The following is a 20407-nucleotide window of genomic DNA, read 5'->3' as shown; positions in this document are numbered from 1 at the left end:
GCGTCACGCTACCGTCCAGCGCAGCGTGAACATCTCCTCCAGCCGGGGCTGCTGATCCAGCAAGGCGGAGAATTCATCGAGCTTGTCGTTGATGTCCTTGCTTACCTGCTTCTTGGTGTCGAATTGGCTCATTTTCAGTTCGTCGCGCGCCGTTTCCTTCTTGCGGATGTCGCGCATGACAGAAACCTTCTCCTCCATACTGAGATGGGGCGAAAGCTTCTGGCGCTGCAATTCCTTCAGCTCGGCGTCTAGCGTCGCTATCTGCGCCTCAATCTCGATTTCCATGTCGCGGGCGTAGCGGCCCAAGCGTTCTTCTTCCTCGATCAGCCATTTATAATTCTCCTCCTTCACACGCTCGGAGAAATGGCCGAATTCAAATTCTTGGAGCTGGGCCAGCCGGTCATGGGGGATGGCGCCATCGGCCTGCCCCAGCGATTGAGCGGGAGCCATCATCATCTTATCGCAGACCAGCGGCTTCACCATCTCGCCGCCATCGGTTTCTGCGATGACAATCACCTCTTCGCGTTCGGCTCCCGGCGTCGGCATAATGGCCCTAAACGCGCGTAACCATCCTGACTGCCCGGATAGGTCGGTCACGCCGCCAAGCTGTCCGGCATAGGCATAAGCGGCGGGATCGAACCGAACTGCCTCCGCGCCGTCGCCGACCGTGCGGGCTTTCGCCTGTTCGATCAAATCATGCCCCAAGCCCTCGTTGACGCGAAAGAACTGCCAATCATTTTCGTCCGCCAAGGGCCATTTCGTGGTCCATTGCTTGCCATTCCAGCCGAAGCATTCGCTGTCCGGGGTCAGGAATTGCGCTTCGGGCAGCTCGGCCTTGGCGACCATCAACAGGCGTTGCTTGAACTCCGGCAATATCTGCGCCAGCGCCTCATTGCGGCGGTGGAGCTTGGCGATGACATCGGCGTCCATGTTTTCGAGAACCTTGGCGCGGGCGGCCGCGAGATCGGTGTCGATGCTGTCCTGAATGCGCGCCGTCAATTCGTCGAATTCACGGTCGGCTTCCTCCGCGCTGCGGCAGCTCTGGACGATCCGTAGCACTTCCTTTTCGAAATCGATACCATCGGTCAGGATGCCCAGCACCTCGTCACTGGACCCGAAAACGCCCTCGAACAAATGCAGCTTCTGCTCCAGCAATTGGTGGATGCGCGCTTCGGCTCGGTTCTTCATGTTCAGCATGTTGACGACCATCACGTCAACCAACTGTCCATATCGGTGGCATCGACCGATGCGCTGCTCAACGCGCTGCGGATTCCACGGTAGATCATAATTGATGAGCAGCGAGCAGAATTGGAGGTTGATGCCTTCCGCGCCACTTTCGGTGGCTATGAGGATCGCTTTGTCGTCGCTTTTGAAAGCCTCGACAATCGCGGCCTTCATATCCGCCGTTTTTGATCCTGATATGCGGTCGGTGCCCGCGTGGCGCCCCTTCCAAGCACTATAAATTGCCCTGCTCTCATCGTCATTGTTCGAGCCGTTCATGAGAACGATCTGACCCGCGTAACCGTTTTCAGTGAGCAACTGGCTTAGATACTTCTGGGTGCGGACGCTTTCGGTGAAAATCACTGCTTTACGCCTGCCTCCCTTGGCCTCAATTTGGTCGAGCACTTCGGGCAGATTGCGGATCAGCTTTTCGCCCTTTGCATTGACGCCGATGTCTTGTGCGAGGTTGCGCATCGCCTCGACCAGTCCGATTTCGTTGGCGAGCTGAACCGGGTCCACGAAATCATCGACATGGCCATCGCTGCCATCGTCGCCGTTCAAGGTTTCCTGTTCCTCCTCGAATGCGTCCTCAAAATCGTCCGTCATGTCCGGGGAGGCGGCTTGCTTTCGGCGGAGCCGTTCCAGCAGCGTATCAAGATACCGGGCAACAGCAAAAGTCGAAGAGCCAAGACTTTTGCGTGCCTGCAATACAACGAGCGCGTTGCTCCTGCCGCCGTAAGCGATAGTGCCAGGGTCTTGCAGATATTCCGACAGCATCTCGTAAAGCGTGGTTTCCTGATCGTATGGCTCGAACTGGAACGTCACAGCGTTTCGTTGCCGAAAATTGATATGGCCGGCTTCCTGAACCTGACGACGCAGAGTGCGATGGCAAATTGGGTTCAAGCGTTCGCGCAACATTTCTTGCGATGCTGGCGTCGCTGCGGCACCGGCATATTGTGCACGGAAGGCATTTTCCCCGCCGAAATGCGCGTCATCAATCATCGAGACTATGCCGAACAATTCCATCAGCGAGTTTTGAAGCGGTGTTGCCGTCAACAATATCTTGAAGGAGCCATCCGTTGCTCGTTTCAGCGCCTTTGCCCCCTGAGCCGTGTTGTTACGATGGACGTTGCGCAGGCGATGGGCTTCATCAAATACCACCAAGTCCCAGCGAACAGCCCTAATTTCATCCGCCTTGCGGGCTGCAAATTCATATGAGCTGATGATAATGCCGTCGCCAATCTCGAAGGGCCGCGATTTTCCATTTTTCCGCAAATCATTGTAGGTTTTTGCTTCGAGGATGTGGCTGCGTAGCGAAAATTTTTCAAACAGTTCCTGTTGCCATTGCTTGCGAAGTGACGCTGGAACCACCAGCAGGATGCGTTGCTTCTGTTCGGCCCATTTTTGGGACATGACAAGGCCGGCTTCGATCGTTTTCCCCAGACCCACTTCATCGGCCAGAAGCACACCCTTGGCATAGGGAGCCTTCAGCGCGAATAGGGCAGCATTGACTTGATGCGGATTCATTTCCACACGAGCGGAGGTCAGCGACCGCGTGAAAGCGTCCTCAGCCGTTCCAGCGACAGTCAAACGATGGGCGTGATAATGCGCTTGGACCGGTAGATACTCAGACATAAACCCCCAACGAACTTTTCTCCGCTGAGCCGATAATGCTCAAACGATCAGCCTATAGATAGAGAGGGTTAACCGAATTGATAGGTGGCTTGAAGAGAAGTCGCGAGGTTTGCGTGAATGCAGGCCTGTTAGCTCTAGGCGATCAAGATCGAGCGCTAAGTATTAGGGTTGAGACTCAATCAGAGCCAGAAGGCCAGCGCGGTGACAAGGGCTACGCCTGACAGGAAGTTGTCGGCGAGTTTGTCGTAGCGTGTGGCGACGCGGCGGAAATCCTTGATGCGGCAGAAGGCGTTCTCGATGAGATGTCGGCCTCGATAGCGTTGCTGATCGTAGCGAATGGCACGCTTGCGGTTACGCCTGCCGGGGATGACCGGGCTGGTGCCGTTGTCTCGCAGGGCCTTGCGCAAGCTGTTGGCATCGTAGCCCTTATCACCAAGCAGGTAGCGCATGCGGCCCGCGCGTTCGAGCAGCGCCGGGGCGGCCTTCACGTCGCTGACATTGCCGGCGGTAAGCATCAGCGCGTAGGGGCGACCGAGCACATCGGTCAGGGCATGGACCTTGGTTGTCCAGCCACCGCGAGAACGCCCGATCGCCTGCGTCTGGCGCCCCCTTTTCCCCCGAACGCCGAGCGCTGGGCCTTGATGTAGGTGCTGTCGATCGCGGTACTCTTCGTGACCGCGCCCGCTTCAGTCAGCGTGTCGAGCAACTTCGTCCAGAAGCCCCGCCGCGACCAGCGGTTGAAGCGGTTGTAGATCGTTGTCGAAGGCCCGTAGTCCGCCGGGCAATCGCACCAGCGGCAACCAGACTTCAGCACGTGGAAGATGCCCGAAATTACCCGCCGATCATCGACGCGCCGTGCTCCAGGCTGGTTCTTTGGCAAGTGCGGTTCGATCGCCAGCCAGGCTTCGTCCGACAACCAGAACAGCGAGCGCGACATCGACAGGGCCTCCCTCCATTGTGGAAGCCCATTGAATCAACCTATGCACATACTTTCAAGAGGCTGATTGGGTTTTAACCCTAAGGCCGGCAAGATATCGCCCGTTCCCAAAAATCTCCCGGTACGGTCGCGGGTTTCGTTTCGCGCAGGATCGTACCAGCCGACCAGATAGCCGGTTCGGTCCCTGCCGCTGATCCTGTTTCCCGATACCTCGCGCCATCCGCGCAACGCACCTGTCCGATCCCGGTATTCCTGTCGCATGCCCATGCCTCCATCGTTGAGGCTATCGGATCAAACGCCATCGGTGTGCCGCGTCAACCACGTCAACGTCAGCTTCGCAAGTTTAACGGCTAAACTTTTCTCGCCCCTGTAAGGGGCCTCACACTCCCGACGGCGGCAGCGGCATAGCGCGTCACAGGTTCAAGGATCGACCTTCTGTGGCCCTTTGCAGGGAAGATTTGACGCAAATTCTATGCATCCGTCCGAGCTTCCCATTGGTCCAGCATCATTCGATGAGGCACATCAGCTCCGATCGTCGCAGCGACGGTTTGCGTCCTCCCATCTGGATCGAGCAACATGGCTTTCGCGTCCACTTCAGCAACCTTGTCACCATGCTTGTCGAGCTTGATTGCTGCCAGACCTCCAAGAAGGATCACCGTCGCTTCCATGTTGATGGGATTCATCACTATGGAAGTCACCAGCGAGCGGAGCAGTTGGTTCATATGCGATCGGCTGTCGTCATCGACCATCTTGCTCCGCAACGCTGCCGCCCGTTTGAGCAATTCCGTTGGTGCTGGCCTATTTGCCGCCTCCCGCTCTTGCTTCCGCAGGTGAGCAAGATCGTCTTCTCCGACACTGATTTCCCGCTCAAGAGACAATATGCCGCGCTCCATGGCTGCGCTGCCGGTACGTGAGTAGCTATCAACCAGCTTTTCGAGCCGCCCTTTCCTCTCCTGCAAAGATAGTTCGAGATTTGTTATCGCGCCCGCTGCACGACCCGGCCCCGCCTGCTCCGGCACGGCAATGTGAAGAACATTGTCCAGCACACCCCGCTCCAGATTCGGATAATGATAGGTCGTCCGCGCATCGCAACCGGAATTTTGATGCCTGTTTCGACATATCAACCGCCGGGCACTTTTTGTGTTTGTGCCAAGAAAGAGCGGACCAAAGCAGGCACCGCATACGACCATGCCAGCCAAAATGTTGATGCGCCGGTTTCGCGCGCTGGGACTGGCACTTGCACGGCGCTGTAAGGCAGCCTGCGCCGCTTGCCATGTCGGTTCGTCAATGATCGCAGGATAGCATTTGGTCCAATCTCCCGCAGGAACGCGCTTGCCGTTCTGATCCTTGGTTTGCGGCAGATATTCGCCCAGCACGTTCCGAGCGCGAATAAGCTGGCTGATATTTGGTGCAGCCCAACTTCCAGCGGTCCAGCGCGATTTAGGATCAGCATTCAGTCGCCGCGCTACGCCCATCAGCGACACTCCTTCGATGCACCAACGAAATATCGACCTGATCCATTCAGCCCGTTCTTCGATTATCCGGTAATGGCCATCAACCACTTCCATCCAGCCGGGCATAATGCGCGGGTCCGCCAAGCCATCCTTGGTTGCCCCGCGCTCGCGCGTGGCTGCCCATGCGCTCTTGATGCGCTTGCTCTTTTTGTCACTTTCATCGAACGCCAGACCGGCTCGAATGAAGGCTTCCAGCAAATCGGTCCAGCTCGACCGAACGCTCTCATTGTCCCATTTGCGCCCGGTGGAAGTTTCGAAGATCGTGACGCCTGCGCCGGTGAGGCTGGTAATGAGGTTGAGTGTCTGGATGGGTTGCTGGCGGCTCAGCCGGTCCAGCTGCTCGACCAACAAGACCCATCCATCCAGTTGGCCGAGGCGCGAACGCTCTTCTATTTCCGCCAGCTTGCCACCAGCATCACGATTGCGGCCATGATAGGCGGATCGACCATCCTCGATTAACGTTTCGCGGATAATCCAACCACGATGTTTCGCGGCGTCCTCGCCCAGCCGCAATTGCCGCCTATGGCTGTCACCTTTGTTCTGCTCTTGGCTTGACCATCGGATGTAGAGGAGCGCATCCACTGAAAAGTCCTTTCTTTTCAGCGAGTGCTATCGTTAAAACCTTAACGCAATGCTCTTATAGCACTGGCACCATTATAACACCGAGGTATTGTAGACCCATGACCCTGCCCCACGCCCGTTACATCGTCCTGCAACATGAGGGCGTCTGGAAGATCAACCTCGACAATAAATATTATGGCCCCTTCCCCAGCCGGGCGCAGGCCGTCGACAGCGCGAGCGGGACGGCGCGCAAGGCGGCGGACGCAGGCTATCCCGCATCGGTGCTGGTGATGACGGGCACGGATTTTGAAACAGTGTGGACCAATGTGGAATCGTGAAAGGAATATTCAGCCTGTTCGTCGATTCTTGAGAAGACGGCGGAACCTTCCCTAAAGTCGCGCTGTTTTCTCGCTCCAAGAGGGCCGGGTTGGAAAGATGGACAAGAAAGTTCTTATTGTCGAAGACGAGATATTCGTCGCGCTGGAGATCGAGCAGATCGTGGAAGATGCCGGCTTTGGCGTGGGCGCTATCGCAGCCGACCGCGCAGCTGCTCTAGCCGCTGCGCAGGATTGCGACATCGCGCTCGTCGACCTCAATCTGCGCGACGGGCCGACCGGCCCGCAGATCGGCATGGAACTGGCGAGCCAACATAGCATCCGTGTGATCTACGTGACGGCAAACCCCGCACAGATCGGCGAGGCGGCCGTGGCGGCGCTGGGCGTCATTACCAAGCCGTTCCGCCCACAGAGTATTACGGCGGCGCTAAAACTTGCGGCAGCCGAACAGCCAGAAATATTGGCAGCGGAAATTGCCGGCTTTACGCCTTTTCCGCCACCCGGCTCATGGAACGGGATGGAATCAAGAGGGTAAGGCATAGGCCGTCCGAGCGCCAGTCGCGCTCAAGCCGGCCGCCCAGCTGTCGTTCGACGCTGAGCGTCATCAACCGACTGCCGAATCCTTCCGTATTGGCAGGCGCCGTGACCGGGCCGCCCTGCTCGCGCCATTCGAGCCGAACATCATCCCCTTCCCGACTGACGTGCAGATGCACGCGCCCGTCGGCCACCGACAAGGCGCCGTATTTGGCGGCGTTCGTCGCCAGTTCGTGGAAAAGGAGCGCGAGCGGCGTCGCCGAACGGTCGTCAATTGCAGGATCATCGCCCGACAGCAGGATGCGCGACCCGTCGACGTTGCGATAGGGCGCGAAAATCTGATCCAGCACGCCCCACAGATGACCCTGCCCCTGCCCCGCGCGCGGCGCGGATTCGGCGCTGTGCGGGCGCACAAAATCATGCGCGCGCCCGAGCGCCAGGATGCGATCGCGCAAATCATCGGCAACGGGCCGGATGGCCGGGTGTTCGCGCGCCGACAGACCGACAAGGCCGGCAATCACCGAAAAGATATTCTTGATCCGATGGGACAATTCATGCGCGATCAGTTCGCGCTCTTCCATCATCAACTTTTGTTCGTGAATATCGGTGCAGGTGCCGATCCAGCGAATAATCTGCCCTTTGGAATCGCGGATCGGCAGGGCGCGGCCCAGGGTCCAGCGATATTGCCCGCTATGATGACGCAGCCGATATTCGATCTCATAGGGCTGGCCGGTTTCCAGGCTGTTGCGCCAGCGGCCCCACGCCGCCTCCTGATCGTCAGGGTGAAACATGCCGTTCCAGGCGGCGCCATCCGTCGACCCGACTGGAACGCCGGTATATTCATACCAGCGCGCGTTGTAATAATCATGATAGCCGTCGGGAAGCGTAGACCAGACCATTTGCGGCATGGTGTCCGCAAGCGTCCGGAACATGCGGTCGCTGTCGGCCACGGCGGCCGCGTCCAGACGCTGCTTGGCGATCATGTCGCGATCGCGACGGCGCCCCTCCAGTTCCATCATCACCTGACGCGCCAGCAGTTCGAGCCCTTCGCGCTGAAGCGGCGTCAGATCCGCCCGCGGCGATGTGTCAATGACGCACAGGGCACCCAGCGGTTCGCCATCACGACCGATCAGCGGCGCGCCGGCGTAGAAGCGGATATGCGGATGGCCGGTGACGAGCGCATTGTCCGCAAATCGCGGGTCCGATGTGGCGTCGGGCACTATGAAAACTTGCGCGCCCAGCATGGCATGCGCGCAAAAGGACACATCGCGTGGCGTTTCCTTCGCGTCCAGCCCGACCCGGGCCAGAAAGCGCTGGCGCACATCTTCAACGATGCTGACCAGAGAGATGGGGGCATCGCACAGGCGCGCGGCAAAGGCCGTGATATCGTCCAGTGTCCGGAAGCCGCCGGCATCCAGATCATAGAGCGCAAGAAGTGCCCCGCGATCGGTCGCGAGCCCTGTGTCGTCAGCCATCGCCGACGCGTTCGATATCCGCGCCCACGGCCGAAAGCTTCTCCTCCAACCGCTCATAACCGCGATCGAGATGATAGACACGGTTGACGCGCGTTTCGCCCTGCGCCGCGAGGCCCGCAAGGATGAGGCTCATCGAGGCGCGCAGGTCGGTTGCCATGACGGGCGCGCCGACCAATTGCGCCACGCCGCGCACCACCGCCGTACGGCCATTGACTGCAATGTCCGCGCCCATGCGCGCCAGTTCGGGCACATGCATGTAGCGATTTTCAAAGATCGTCTCAGTCAGCACCGATGCGCCGTCGGCCAGCGTCAGCATCGCCATAAACTGCGCCTGCATGTCGGTCGGGAAGGCAGGAAATGGCGCGGTCGAAAGCGTCAGGGGCCGCAGCTTGCCATCGGAGGAAATGCGGATGCCCTGCTTGTGCGCGTCCACCTGAACCCCGGCGTCGCGTAGTGCCGCCAAAATGGCGTGCATGTCGTCGGCATTGGCGCCGATCAGGTCGAGCGATCCACCCGTGAGGGCAACGGCGCAGGCATAGCTGCCCGCCTCGATCCGGTCCGGCATGACGCTATAGGTTGCGCCATGGAGGCGGGGCCGCCCATGGATCACCAGCCGGTCGCTGCCAATGCCTTCGATCTCCGCTCCCATGGCGACAAGCAGATTGCAGAGATCGACGATCTCCGGCTCGCGGGCGGCGTTTTCCAATGTGCAGGTGCCTTTGGCGAGCACGGCCGCCATGACGGCGTTTTCCGTTGCACCGACCGATACCACGGGGAAGGTATACATGCCCCCAGGAAGACCGCCATCGGGCGCGCTGGCGCGGACATAGCCGGCGGCCAGCTCGATCTTTGCACCCAGCGCCTCAAGTGCCTTCAGATGCAGGTCGATCGGCCGGTTGCCGATCGCGCAGCCGCCCGGCAGCGACACCCGCGCTTCGCCGGCGCGCGCGAGCAGCGGGCCCAGGACGAGGATCGACGCGCGCATCTTGCGCACGATATCATAAGGGGCTTCGGTCGACGTGACCCGGCCTGCGCGGAGCGTCATGACGCGTCCGAAATCCTCGGGCCGCGCGCCTTCGATCATGGTCGAAACGCCAAGCTGGTTGAGCAGATGGCCAAAACTGTCGACGTCGGCGAGACGCGGCAGGTTGCGCAAAGTCAGCGGCTCGTCCGTCAGCAGCGCGCAGGGGAGCAGCGTCAGTGCGGCATTTTTCGCGCCGGAAATGGGAAGGCGGCCGTTCAACGCGTTACCGCCGCGAATATCAATGCGGTCCATCCCGCAGGGTTAATAGCGGCAAACGGGCCGCGCGCAAGGCGGCTGAGGCGGTCCGTTCAACCCGTTTATCGGGTTGCGTAAGGAAATTTTGCCGAGCGGTCGAGAATTGATCGAGTTTAGTGCAGAAGCTGGAAATGCAGCCAAATAGCGGCCGAGGCGTTTTGCCATCGTAACGACTATTTTTTACAAGAAGGTATGTTGGTGCCAGATAGCTGTTTTGCAGAACAGTTGACGCGCCATTTGCGCTTGACCGACGCGGAACAGGCGGCATTGGCAAGGCTGGAGGAGAATCCGCGCAAGGTGAAGCGCGGAGCGATCATCCAGCGGGTCAACGATCCGATTACGGAGCTATTCGTTTTGCGCGAAGGGCGGGTGATGAGTTTCGTCATCCTGCCCGACGGCAGCCGGCAGATTTTGCGCGTCTATTTTCCAGGCGACTTCATCGGTTCGGCCAGCACAATCTATACGCGGGCACCCGAATCCTTGGTAGCGGTGTCCGATTCGGTGATCTGCCCGTTCGACAAACATGCGTTGCGGCGTTTGCTGGAAGAACATCCGCGGGTGGCGGCGCTCCTTTTTCTGCTTTCCAATGCCGAGCGGGTATCGATGACCGATCGGCTGGCGTCCTTGGGCCGCACGTCCGCCAAGGCGCGGGTCGCCGCCTTCCTGCTTGATATGTTTCATCGGCTGCGGGCCACTGACGACAGCATTGAGGACAGTTTCGATCTTCGGCTAACGCAGGAGGAGATTGGCGATTCCATCGGCCTGACGTCCGTGCATGTGAACCGCATGATCCGGCAGATGGAGCAGGAAGGCTTGATCAGCCGCACCAATGGCCGTTTCCGGTTGCTGGACATGGAGCGGCTGGAGGATATTGGGCATTATACCAATCGGCACAAGGATATGGACCTGGACTGGCTGCCGGTCGGCTGACGAAGGCGGGACGCTCTCAGGCGAGCAATTCGACATCCCAGTAGAGCCAGTCGTGCCAGCTTTCATGCAGATAGCCCGGCGGAAAGCCGCGGCCATGTTCCTGTAGCTGCCAGCTGGTCGGGCGGATCGGCTGAACATGCAATTGCATATGCGCCTCCTTGGGCGTGCGACCACCCTTTTTCAGATTGCACGGCGAACAGGCCGTGGCCACATTTTCCCAAGTCGTCCGCCCGCCTGCGCGGCGGGGCACGACATGATCGAAGGTGAGGTCGCTGGTCGATCCGCAATATTGGCAGGCGAACTTGTCGCGCAGGAACAGGTTGAACCGGGTGAAGGCGGGATGTTCGGAAGGCTTTACATATTGTTTGAGCGCGATGACCGACGGGATCTTCATCTGAAAGCTGGGACTATGCACCTCCCGCTCATAGGAGGAGACGATATCGACCCGCTCCAGAAACACGGCCTTGATCGCCGTCTGCCATGGCCAGAGGCTCAATGGATAATAGCTGAGCGGCGTGTAGTCCGCGTTCAAAACCAGCGCCGGACAATTTTCCGGATGTCGTATCAGGTCGGGATGGTACATGGAAAAACGTCTACCCCCTTGCCGAAGCCGCTGATCCATCAGCAACATGACGCGCACATGACAGCATTAACGAATATTGTTCGTCAAGAGCCAGTATGACGCCGCCCGTCGCACCACAGCATATGGTGACGCGCTTTGCGCCGAGCCCGACGGGGCGGCTGCACGTCGGCCATGGCTGGTCCGCGCTGATGGCGATGGACCTCGCGCGATCTTCAGGCGGAACGATGCGCCTGCGGATCGAGGATATTGACGGCACGCGCAGCCGGCCCGAGCATGTCACCGGCATTATTAAGGACCTGCGTTGGCTGGGCGTGGAATGGGATGGCGACATCCTGTTCCAGTCGCAACGGATAGGGATATATGAGGCAGCGCTCGACCGGTTGCGCGCCATGGGCCTTCTCTATCCCTGTTTCTGCACGCGCGCGGATATTCAGGCCAGCCTGACCGCGCCGCACGGGCCGGAAGGCGCGGTCTATCCCGGCACCTGCCGCGCGCTGAGCGCCGATGTTCGGGCGCGCAGGATCGCGGCGGGCGACGCCCATGCGTGGCGGATCGACATGGCTCGCGCGGCAGCGCGCGCGGGACCACTCAACTGGCGGTCCTTCGACGAGAATGCCAGCAGTGCCGTCTCTGCCGATCCGGGCGTTCATGGCGATGTCGTGCTGGCGCGCAAGGATGCGCCGGCCAGCTATCATCTGTCCTGCACGCTGGACGATGCGGCGATGGGCGTGACGCATGTCCTGCGCGGCGACGACTTGCGCAGCGTCACGGATATTCACCGCTTAATCCAGGCTTTGCTCGACCTGCCCTCCCCGGCCTACCGTCACCACCCGCTTCTGATGGACGCGCAGGGTCAGCGCCTGGCCAAGCGCAGCGGATCGCTATCGCTGGCGCAATTGCGGGTGCAGGGTGTCGATTCAAGCATTCTGGCCGCAGACCTGCGCGCCGGGCGCTTTCCGGTTGGCATCAGCTACGGAAAGGCATAGGCTGCGCCCATGAACACCGTCCTTGTCATCGCCCTCATCCTTGCCATGATCGCGACGCTGGTCGCTCTGATCCGGGGCGTCATCGCCTTCCTCCAGACCACCAAGGAGGATCTCAACGCGCCGGAGGGCAGCGGCCCAAGCCCGGCCCGCCTCAAGCAGAACCGGATGATGATCAACCGCGTCCTCTTTCAGGCGGGCGCGATCATCATCGTTGCCATCCTGCTGATGGCCAAGGGGCATGGCTGAAGACAGCAGTCGCACGCCATGGTGAAGCTGAACAAAATCTACACGCGCACGGGCGATGGCGGCACCACCGGGCTGGCGGATGGATCGCGGTTGCCCAAATATGCCCCTCGCATGCAAGCCGTGGGCGATGTCGACGAGGCCAACAGCGCGATCGGCCTTGCTATCGTCGCCATGGGCGACCGGGCCGAAACGCGATGGCTGACCACGATACAGAATGACCTGTTCGACCTGGGCGCGGATTTGGCGACGCCCATTCCGGAAGGTGAGGACGAACCTTGGGCGCTGCGAATCGTGGCGAGCCAGGTCGCGCGACTGGAGGCGGAGATCGACGTCATGAACGCCGAACTGGCGCCGCTCGACAGTTTCGTGCTGCCGGGCGGATCGGCCGCTGCCGCCGCTGTCCATCTAGCGCGCGCGATCACCCGCCGGGCCGAACGCAGCGCCATGGCGGCCGCCGCCGACGTCGCGCTCAACCCGCAGGCGCTGGCCTATCTCAATCGCCTGTCCGATCTGCTGTTCGTGCTGGCGCGGCGGTTGAACGACAATGGCGCTCGCGACGTCAAATGGGTGCCGGGCGCATCGCGCTGATCCGAGGCAAATCCGCCGGACTCGGACACGCAACGGATTGACGCATTCCGCGCAATTAACCCTTTTTCTTCAATAAGCCTTCAGAATCCGCAAGGATTTCTCCCGAGGTTATTTCAACGGGATCGCTCATGCATTTCTATCTCGCCACGTCGTTCATTTTCCCGCGCTCGCTACGATTGCGCCTCTTCGCCATCTGCTTTGTCGCCACACACCTGCCCTTGCTTTGCTATATCGGGTGGGGCGCAGCTACCGCGCGGTTGGCGCTGGCCGAAGTAGTTACGCTGACGTTGGCGACAGTCGCGGGCACCGGGCTCGCCCTTTACGGCATCGGCGCGCTGCTAAGCCCGATACAGACGCTGGCCGAAGCCCTGAACGCGCGGCCCGACGACAGCAGATCGCTGCCGCAGGTGGGCGACGTAATCGCCAGTCTCTACGCGGGTGTGCAGCGGGCCGCCGCGACGACGCAGGCTCATATGAACGATCTGGCGATCGCCGCCCATGAAGACCCGCTGACCGGCGTCGCCAACCGGCGCGGATTCCTGGCCCAGATAGAGGCGCTGCCGACGGCGCAGCGCAAGGGCTGCATCGCCCTCATCGACATAGACTTCTTCAAACAGGTCAATGACATAAAGGGACATGACGAGGGCGATCGGGTGCTAGCGGCCTTTGCCGGACGCCTGGCGTCGCAGGTGCGGCGCGCCGACCTGGTGGCGCGATGGGGTGGTGAGGAGTTTGCGATCTTCTTCCGCGATGGTGCCGAGGATGAAGCCAGTTGGGCGCTGGCGCGCATCGCCCAGCAGATGCGCCGCGAGCCGATCGGGCGGGTCAATGGCCGCATCATCAGCTTTTCCGCAGGTTTGAGCCGCTGGACCGGAGGCCCGATCGAGGAAGCGCTGGCGGCGGCCGATGCGGCTCTTTACGATGCCAAACAGTCCGGCCGCGACCGCGTGTGTCGCGCCCCGGTGGCGATTTCGGCGACCTGCCCCTAAAGGAAGGGGAACCGTTAGGCTTTCCACGCGCTTTCCTTAATTGGAGCTGCATAAGCGATTGGAAGGGGCGCGAATGGCCAGAAGCTGGAGCGATGCACGCCAGAATGATCTGGCGACGCGATATCGCGACGTTCGACAGCTGACGCAAGCGATCGCCGCGCCGCTGTCCGATGCCGACGCGACGGTGCAGTCCATGCCGGACGCGTCGCCCGCAAAATGGCATCTGGCGCATGTTACATGGTTCTTCGAAACATTCGTGCTGCGCGACCACGCGCCTCGTTATCGCCCGTTCGACCCGCGCTACGCCTATCTGTTCAACAGCTATTATGACGCGGAAGGCCCGCGTCATGCTCGCCCGATGCGCGGCATGCTGACCCGTCCTGCGCTCAGCGACATCATGGCCTATCGCGCGCATGTCGACGCGGAAATGGACGCAGTGCTGCCCCATCTCTCCCCGCCCGCCCAGCAGTTGGTGACATTGGGCCTGCATCATGAGCAGCAGCATCAGGAATTGATGCTGACGGACCTTCTCCATCTTTTTTCGCTCAATCCGCTGGAACCGGCGCTGTTCGAACCGCGCAGCGCGCAAGCGGTCGACCTGCCCGGGCCGTTGCACTGGATCGAAGGGCGTGAAGGGTTGACGGAAATCGGCGACGATGGCCGCGCCGGCTTCGCCTTCGATTGCGAAGGGCCGCGCCACCGCGCCTTGCTCCACCCCCATGCCTTGGCGCACCGCCCAATCACCAATGGCGAATGGATCGCCTTCATCGAGGATGGCGGCTACGCAACCCCTTCGCTGTGGCTTTCGGACGGCTGGGCGTGGGTGCAGCAAGAGGGCGTTCAGGCGCCGCTTTACTGGAAGCCGGGTGAACAGGGGTGGAGCCGCTTCGGACTCGATGGCCGCCAGCCGGTCAATCCGGCAGCGCCTGTGACGCATATCAGCCTGTATGAAGCCGACGCCTATGCCAGCTGGGCGGGCGCACGCCTGCCCACCGAAGCCGAATGGGAAAGTGCTGCTCAGAATATCGCGCCAGGCGGCGGCAATCAGTTCGACGGGTCCACATGCCCTCGCCCCTATCCGGCAGCGCCCACCGATACGCTCAAACAGATGTTCGGCGATGTGTGGGAATGGACCGGCAGCGCCTATCGCCCGCATCCCGGTTTTCGGGCAGCGGACGGGGCCGTAGGCGAATATAATGGCAAGTTCATGTCCGGCCAGTTCGTGCTGAAGGGCGGCAGTTGCGCCACCCCGCGTGGCCATATGCGGGCCAGCTACCGCAATTTCTTCTACCCCCACCAACGCTGGCAGTTCACCGGGCTGCGGCTGGCAAAGGATTTGTGACGATGCTGCTGACCGAGGATGCCCCTGCCAGAACGCAACGGATAGACCCGGCCTTTCGCCGCGATATATTGGAGGGGCTGGCGCAGGAACCGAAAGCCACGCCGCCCATCTGGTTCTATGACCGGCGCGGCTCCGAACTGTTCGAGCAGATCACGGACTTGCCCGAATATTATCCGACCCGCACCGAAACTGCTTTGCTTAAGGCGCATGGCCCGGACGTGGCGCGCGCAGCGGGCGCGGGTCGCGCGGTGGTGGAATTTGGCGCGGGCAGTTCACGCAAGACCCCCCATCTGTTGCGCGCGATTGATCCGGCAGCCTATGTGCCCATCGATATCAGCGGCGATTTTTTGCACGACAGCAGCGCCGAACTGGCGCGCGCCTTCCCGCATTTGCCGGTCCTGCCGGTGGTGGGCGATTTCAATCAGCCGCTCGACCTGCCGGAAGAAATAAGCGGCATGCCGCGCCTGGGGTTCTTCCCCGGCTCCACAATCGGCAATATGGACCCGGGGGCCGCAGTCGATCTGCTGCGCGCGATGCGTCGGCTGCTGGGAGACGATGCCATGCTGCTGATCGGCATGGACCGGATCAAGGACCGCGATCGCCTGATCGCGGCCTATGACGATGCGCAGGGCGTGACCGCGGCCTTCAACCTCAACCTGATTGAGCGGATCAACCGCGAATTGGAAGGCGACATGCCAGTTGACGGCTTTGCCCATCGCGCGGTCTGGAACGACGAGAAAGCCAGGATCGAAATGCATCTCGAAGCCCTGCGCGCCCTGGATTTCCAAGTTGCCGGCGCGCGCTTTCACATGGACCGGGGCGAAACCATCCACACGGAAAGCAGCCACAAATATGGGACGCGCGATGAGCGAATTCTGCTGCGCGCGGGCGGCTGGGACCCGGTGGAAGAATGGACCGACGCCGAGGGCCTGTTCGGGTTGGTGCTGGCGCAGGCGGCCTGACCTCTCGGCCAGTTCCCATCAATCCGTCGCGCGGAGCAGGTCGCGCAAATCGGTCAGGCTCGGCAGTACATGCGTGCAGGCCAGCGTCAATTCCTCGGTCGCGGGCAGCAGGTCGGGCACCATGACAGTGGCGATCCCGGCCGCCGTAGCGGAACGAACGCCGGCATGGCTATCCTCTACGGCAACGCAATCAGCCGGATCGAGGCCCAAGCGCTTGGCCGCCAGCAGATAGGGCTCGGGATCGGGCTTTGGCCGCTCCACGTCGCTACGCGTAACGATGATATCGAAATAGTCGATTAGACCGCTGCGTTCCAGCCGCTGCTGCGCGAACGGTGCGGCGGTGGACGTGGCGAGCGCCATGGGGATGCCGACGCGCGCCAGATGACCGAGCAACAGGTCCGCACCGGGACGCAGCGGAATGCCCGCATCCACCGCCGCTTCGAACAGCGCGTCACTGTCGGCATAAAATTGTGCCAGCGGGAAGTCCGGGCCGAGGCGCTGCGCTAGCATCCGCTCATTTTCGTCCCGATGGATGCCCACCATGGAGAGGAGCAGGTCGTCCGCCAGCGGCCAGCCGAGCGCATCACCGGTATCGACAAAGGCGCGCCGATGGGCGGCCTCCGTGTCGATCAGCGTGCCGTCCATATCGAAAATGACGGCCCGGATCGGATCGGGAAGGCTCAACGAAGCTGCGGGCGCGGTCAGGATTTCAGAAGCCATGCCTGCCATATAGGCACGGCCCATGGCGCTGCCATTGCAAAGAGCGGCGGAGTGATTGTCAATCGCTGACCCGCGCCGACCAGGTCCTGATCCAATGCCAGGCGCCGCGGCATTCGCCCATGCTGGTCGCTTCGGTCAGGCGGAAGCGCGATCCGTCCCAGACATAGGTTTCGCTGCCGCCGCAATCGCCAATGCCCCGCCCCTTGGCAAAGCTGGACAATTCCGACTTTTCCGGCACCCAACCGGCGTTGACCAGCATCGGCTTGGCCTCTTCCTCGCTCCAACCGGGCTTGTAGTCGAAGGGCGCGAAGTGGAAGGCGCGACGCCCGGCGATGCCGGTGGCGATCACCGGAATGGTCGTGAAATTATAGGCGCCGCTGCCGCAGGGCACAAGGATCAGCGTCTCCGTTTTGGACAGGCGATAAAGTTGGGGCGGCTCGGCTTCGCGCATGTCTTCGGTGCAGCCTGTGAATGTCCCAAGAGCGGTTCGTTCCTCCCGCCACAGAGCGACAGGCGCGCCACCGGCGGGGACCGGCGCGCGCTTGATGACAGGGGCGGGCGGCGCCGCACGCACGGCCAAAGGACCAAGCGGCCCCGTCGCCACGAGCGCAGTGCTGGTCCCGGCCCGGCCCTGCCGCGCATCCATATAGCGCAGCGCCGCGCCCGACCCGGCAAGCGACGGGCGGCCCAGAAGGCGGTTGCCGGCACGCAATTCCATCTGGTTGCCCCGCGCCATGGCGATCACCAACGCAGCCGCTTGCGGCCCGCGAACCGTCGCATCGCCATTGCGGGTGCGCGCCGTGGCGAGGCGGCGGCCATCGACGATGAAACTGACGTCGCCATCGCCCTTGGCATCCCGACTGACCCAGACCTCGGCTTCAGCGTCCGGTCCAGCATCGCGCGAGACACCGACCATGACGGGATTGTCCGGCCACTCGCCGCCTTCGGGCAGCAAGGCAACGGCTTCGCAGCGGTTGCGATTATCGCACCCGATCGTCCAATCCTTGTAGGTTTCCAAGGTGCCGGGCGTCGGCGCTTGCGCCGCGCTCATGCCCGTCCAGCTCAGGGCCGCCAGCGCGGCCGCAAGAAAAGTCTTTGCCCCCATGGCGTTAACCATAGCCTATTTCAGGCGAAAGAAACAGGGTTTCTGTTACGCTTTCGTCCCGATCGGTCTTAGAGGCTCAGCATCAGGCCCGCCAGCGCCGCGCTCATCAGATTGGCGAGGCTCCCCGCGACCAGCGCCTTGATGCCCAGCTTGGCGATCATCGGCCGCTGGTTGGGAGTAAGATTGCCTGTCACCGCCATCTGGATCGCGATCGAGCTGAAATTGGCGAAGCCGCACAGCGCAAAGGTGACGATGGCGATGGTGGTGGGCGACAGCGCGCCCTGAACCTGGCCCAGATTGATATAGGCGACAAATTCGTTGAGCACGACCTTGGTCCCGAACAGGCCGCCCGCCACCTGCGCTTCGGTCCAAGGGATGTTGAGCAGATACATGACCGGGGAAAAAACATAACCCAGCAGCATCTGGAAGCTGAGATCAGGATAGCCGAACAGCGCGCCGATGCCGCCCAATATGCCGTTGGCGAGCGCCACCAATGCGACGAAGGCCAGCACCATGGCGCCGACCGCGACAGCGAGCTTGACGCCAGTCTGCGCCCCTTGCGCGGCGGCCATGATGATGTTGGCGGGCCTTTCCTCATCATGGGTGGCGGGCGGCATGGGCTCGCCCGGGGTCGTTTCGCTCATCAACGCGGCCGGGCCGGCGCCGCTCATCCGCGCGTCGGGCAGCGGAAGGTCGCGATGCGCCTCCAGCGGCAGTTCCGGTTCCCGCTCGGGCTCGTCGGGCATGATGATCTTTGCCATCAGCAAGCCGCCGGGCGCGGCCATGAAGCTGGCAGCGAGCAGATAGTCGATGCGGATGCCCATGGAGGCATAGGCGGCCAGGATGGTGCCGGCGACGCCCGCCATGCCGCTGGTCATGACCGCGAACAATTGGGCGGGGTTGAGCGCGGCGAGATAAGGGCGGATGACCAGCGGGCTTTCGCTTTGCCCGACGAAGATATTGGCGGCCGCGCACAGGCTTTCGACCTTGGACACGCCCGTCACTTTCTCGATCGCGCCGCCAACCCAGCGGACGACGAACTGCATGATGCCCAGATAATAGAGGATCGACACGAGGCTGGCGAAGAAGATGATGACGGGCAGCGCGGCTATTGCAAAGCTCGCCCCGCCGACATCCGGCCGGGCGAGCGGCCCGAAAATGAAATCGGTGCCCGCCTGCGCATAGCCGAGCAGGTTGGACACGCCCCGCGACATGCCCGCGATGATGGCGCGGCCGGCCGGCACGTACAGCACCAGCAGCGCGATGCCCGCCTGCAACAGGAACGCCGCGCCGACAACGCGCGGGCGGATGGCGCGGCGGTTGGACGAGAGGGCAAAGGCGATGGCGAGGATGAGGACGATGCCGGCAAGGCCGATGAGAAGATGCATGAAGCGCTTTCGCGGGAATAGGGCAAACGCGGGCGACTATATGGAGAGCGACGCGCCGAAGCCAGCCTTTTGGAATGCTACAAAGACGCTACATCGGGCAATCGGCTGGAGACACGCCATCCCTATCCTGCGGCCTGGGCCTGAACAGGCGGATCGAGGAACGGGACAAAGGTCGGGACGATGCACGAACATGATTTGGATCATGACCACGGGTTACTGCATGATCTGGAGCGGATACAGACGCTGGCGCGGGAGAATATCGGCCGACGGCGGACATTACGCCTGCTATTTTCCGCGAGCGGGGCGGCGCTGATCGGAGCATGCGGCGGATCGGGATCATCGAGCGGATCGACCACGACGACGACGGCGACACCTACCCCAACGCCAACGCCAACGCCCACACCAACTCCCACGTCCAGCGACACCTGCGTTGCCGATCCGGAAGAAACCAACGGCCCCTATCCGGCTGACGGATCCAACAGCAGCAACGGGACGCTGGTCAATGTCCTGGACGATAGCGGCATCCAGCGCAGCGACATCCGGTCCAGTTTCGGATCGTCGAGCGGCACGGCGCAAGGCGTGACGATGACGCTGACCATCACAGTGGTCGATGTCAATAATGGGTGCGCGGCGCTGGAAGGCTATGCCGTTTACATCTGGCACTGCACCCGCGACGGTCTCTATTCGCTCTACACCGTGCCGAATGAAAATTACCTGCGCGGCGTGGGTGTCACGGACGCCAATGGACAGGTGACATTCACCAGCATTTTTCCGGGCTGCTATGCCGGGCGCTACCCGCATATCCATTTCGAGGTCTATCCCAGCCTGGCGCGGGCGACAAGCTACAGCAACCGGTTACTTTGTTCGCAGTTCGCGATGCCGCAAGCGGCCTGCGACACGGTCTATGCCAGCAGCGGCTATTCCAGCAGTGCAAGCAATTTTGCCAGCACCACCACCAGCAATGACAATGTGTTCGGCGACAATAGCAGCGCACAAGTCACGGCCATGACGCCGGTCATGACTGGCGACCTTACAAACGGCTACACCGGCACAGTGACGGTCGGGCTTGCGATCTGA

18 protein-coding genes and 1 pseudogene are annotated in these 20407 nt (G+C 61.6%); 10 read left to right on the top strand and 9 right to left on the bottom strand.

Annotated elements, in window-relative coordinates:
- Positions 1-3 precede the first annotated feature (3 nt).
- The 3 genes and pseudogenes from RLDS_RS50120 to RLDS_RS50105 form a co-directional block, all read right to left on the bottom strand.
- Positions 4-2748 carry an SNF2-related protein gene (locus RLDS_RS50120; protein WP_021227993.1) on the bottom strand — a complete coding sequence of 915 codons (2745 nt, stop codon included), beginning with the start codon at positions 2746-2748 and terminating at the stop codon, positions 4-6.
- A 287-nt stretch (positions 2749-3035) separates the two neighbouring features.
- Positions 3036-3793, bottom strand: a pseudogene (locus RLDS_RS55535) (IS5 family transposase).
- A gap of 470 nt (positions 3794-4263) precedes the next feature.
- Positions 4264-5889: a recombinase family protein gene (locus tag RLDS_RS50105; protein WP_021227990.1), complete on the bottom strand. Its 1626-nt coding sequence runs from the start codon at positions 5887-5889 to the stop codon at positions 4264-4266.
- A gap of 98 nt (positions 5890-5987) precedes the next feature.
- Between RLDS_RS50105 and RLDS_RS50100 the strand changes: the two genes are divergently transcribed.
- Positions 5988-6206, top strand: coding sequence for a hypothetical protein (locus RLDS_RS50100; protein WP_021227989.1), 219 nt, complete (start codon positions 5988-5990; stop codon positions 6204-6206).
- Between the two features lie 97 nt (positions 6207-6303).
- A complete protein-coding gene (locus tag RLDS_RS50095) occupies positions 6304-6738 on the top strand; it encodes a response regulator (protein ID WP_021227988.1) in 435 nt (144 codons plus the stop codon).
- Here the strand turns inward: RLDS_RS50095 and RLDS_RS50090 are convergent.
- On the bottom strand, positions 6686-8212 hold the full coding sequence (locus RLDS_RS50090) for a PAS domain-containing protein (RefSeq protein WP_021227987.1): 1527 nt from the start codon (positions 8210-8212) through the stop codon (positions 6686-6688). The genes RLDS_RS50095 and RLDS_RS50090 overlap by 53 nt on opposite strands.
- Positions 8205-9488 (bottom strand): UDP-N-acetylglucosamine 1-carboxyvinyltransferase, encoded by a 1284-nt coding sequence (gene murA, locus RLDS_RS50085; protein WP_021227986.1) that lies wholly within the window; start codon positions 9486-9488, stop codon positions 8205-8207. Before murA ends, RLDS_RS50090 begins: the two co-directional genes overlap by 8 nt.
- Before the next feature lie 195 nt (positions 9489-9683).
- Here murA and RLDS_RS50080 point away from each other — a divergent pair, with 195 nt between their 5' ends.
- Positions 9684-10421: a Crp/Fnr family transcriptional regulator gene (locus RLDS_RS50080; RefSeq protein ID WP_021227985.1), complete on the top strand. Its 738-nt coding sequence runs from the start codon at positions 9684-9686 to the stop codon at positions 10419-10421.
- Between the two features lie 16 nt (positions 10422-10437).
- Here RLDS_RS50080 and RLDS_RS50075 read toward each other — a convergent pair whose 3' ends face one another.
- Positions 10438-11004, bottom strand: coding sequence for an HNH endonuclease (locus tag RLDS_RS50075; protein WP_021227984.1), 567 nt, complete (start codon positions 11002-11004; stop codon positions 10438-10440).
- Between the two features lie 95 nt (positions 11005-11099).
- Here RLDS_RS50075 and gluQRS point away from each other — a divergent pair, with 95 nt between their 5' ends.
- From gluQRS to egtD, 6 genes are all read left to right on the top strand, one after another.
- Complete coding sequence (gene gluQRS, locus RLDS_RS50070) at positions 11100-11990, top strand: tRNA glutamyl-Q(34) synthetase GluQRS (RefSeq protein ID WP_021227983.1); 891 nt, start codon at positions 11100-11102, stop codon at positions 11988-11990.
- Between the two features lie 9 nt (positions 11991-11999).
- The gene (locus RLDS_RS50065) at positions 12000-12236 is read left to right on the top strand and encodes a twin transmembrane helix small protein (protein WP_021227982.1); all 237 of its coding nucleotides are present in this window, start codon (positions 12000-12002) and stop codon (positions 12234-12236) included.
- An 18-nt stretch (positions 12237-12254) separates the two neighbouring features.
- The gene (locus RLDS_RS50060) at positions 12255-12824 is read left to right on the top strand and encodes a cob(I)yrinic acid a,c-diamide adenosyltransferase (RefSeq protein ID WP_021227981.1); all 570 of its coding nucleotides are present in this window, start codon (positions 12255-12257) and stop codon (positions 12822-12824) included.
- 128 nt (positions 12825-12952) lie between these two features.
- Complete coding sequence (locus RLDS_RS50055; RefSeq protein WP_021227980.1) at positions 12953-13813, top strand: GGDEF domain-containing protein; 861 nt, start codon at positions 12953-12955, stop codon at positions 13811-13813.
- 73 nt (positions 13814-13886) lie between these two features.
- Positions 13887-15155 carry an ergothioneine biosynthesis protein EgtB gene (gene egtB, locus RLDS_RS50050; RefSeq protein WP_021227979.1) on the top strand — a complete coding sequence of 423 codons (1269 nt, stop codon included), beginning with the start codon at positions 13887-13889 and terminating at the stop codon, positions 15153-15155.
- Between the two features lie 2 nt (positions 15156-15157).
- Positions 15158-16117: an L-histidine N(alpha)-methyltransferase gene (egtD, locus tag RLDS_RS50045; RefSeq protein ID WP_021227978.1), complete on the top strand. Its 960-nt coding sequence runs from the start codon at positions 15158-15160 to the stop codon at positions 16115-16117.
- An 18-nt stretch (positions 16118-16135) separates the two neighbouring features.
- Here egtD and RLDS_RS50040 read toward each other — a convergent pair whose 3' ends face one another.
- From RLDS_RS50040 to RLDS_RS50030, 3 genes are all read right to left on the bottom strand, one after another.
- A complete protein-coding gene (locus tag RLDS_RS50040; RefSeq protein WP_021227977.1) occupies positions 16136-16861 on the bottom strand; it encodes an HAD family hydrolase in 726 nt (241 codons plus the stop codon).
- Between the two features lie 34 nt (positions 16862-16895).
- Positions 16896-17942, bottom strand: coding sequence for a DUF1176 domain-containing protein (locus RLDS_RS50035; protein WP_031298918.1), 1047 nt, complete (start codon positions 17940-17942; stop codon positions 16896-16898).
- 68 nt (positions 17943-18010) lie between these two features.
- The gene (locus tag RLDS_RS50030; RefSeq protein ID WP_021227975.1) at positions 18011-19330 is read right to left on the bottom strand and encodes a NupC/NupG family nucleoside CNT transporter; all 1320 of its coding nucleotides are present in this window, start codon (positions 19328-19330) and stop codon (positions 18011-18013) included.
- 180 nt (positions 19331-19510) lie between these two features.
- Between RLDS_RS50030 and RLDS_RS50025 the strand changes: the two genes are divergently transcribed.
- Positions 19511-20407, top strand: a complete 897-nt coding sequence (locus RLDS_RS50025; protein WP_021227974.1) for a dioxygenase family protein — start codon at positions 19511-19513, stop codon at positions 20405-20407.

Source organism: Sphingobium lactosutens DS20 (assembly GCF_000445105.1).
Classification (GTDB): Bacteria; Pseudomonadota; Alphaproteobacteria; order Sphingomonadales; family Sphingomonadaceae; genus Sphingobium; species Sphingobium lactosutens.
This window is presented reverse-complemented; position numbering and strand designations above follow the sequence as displayed.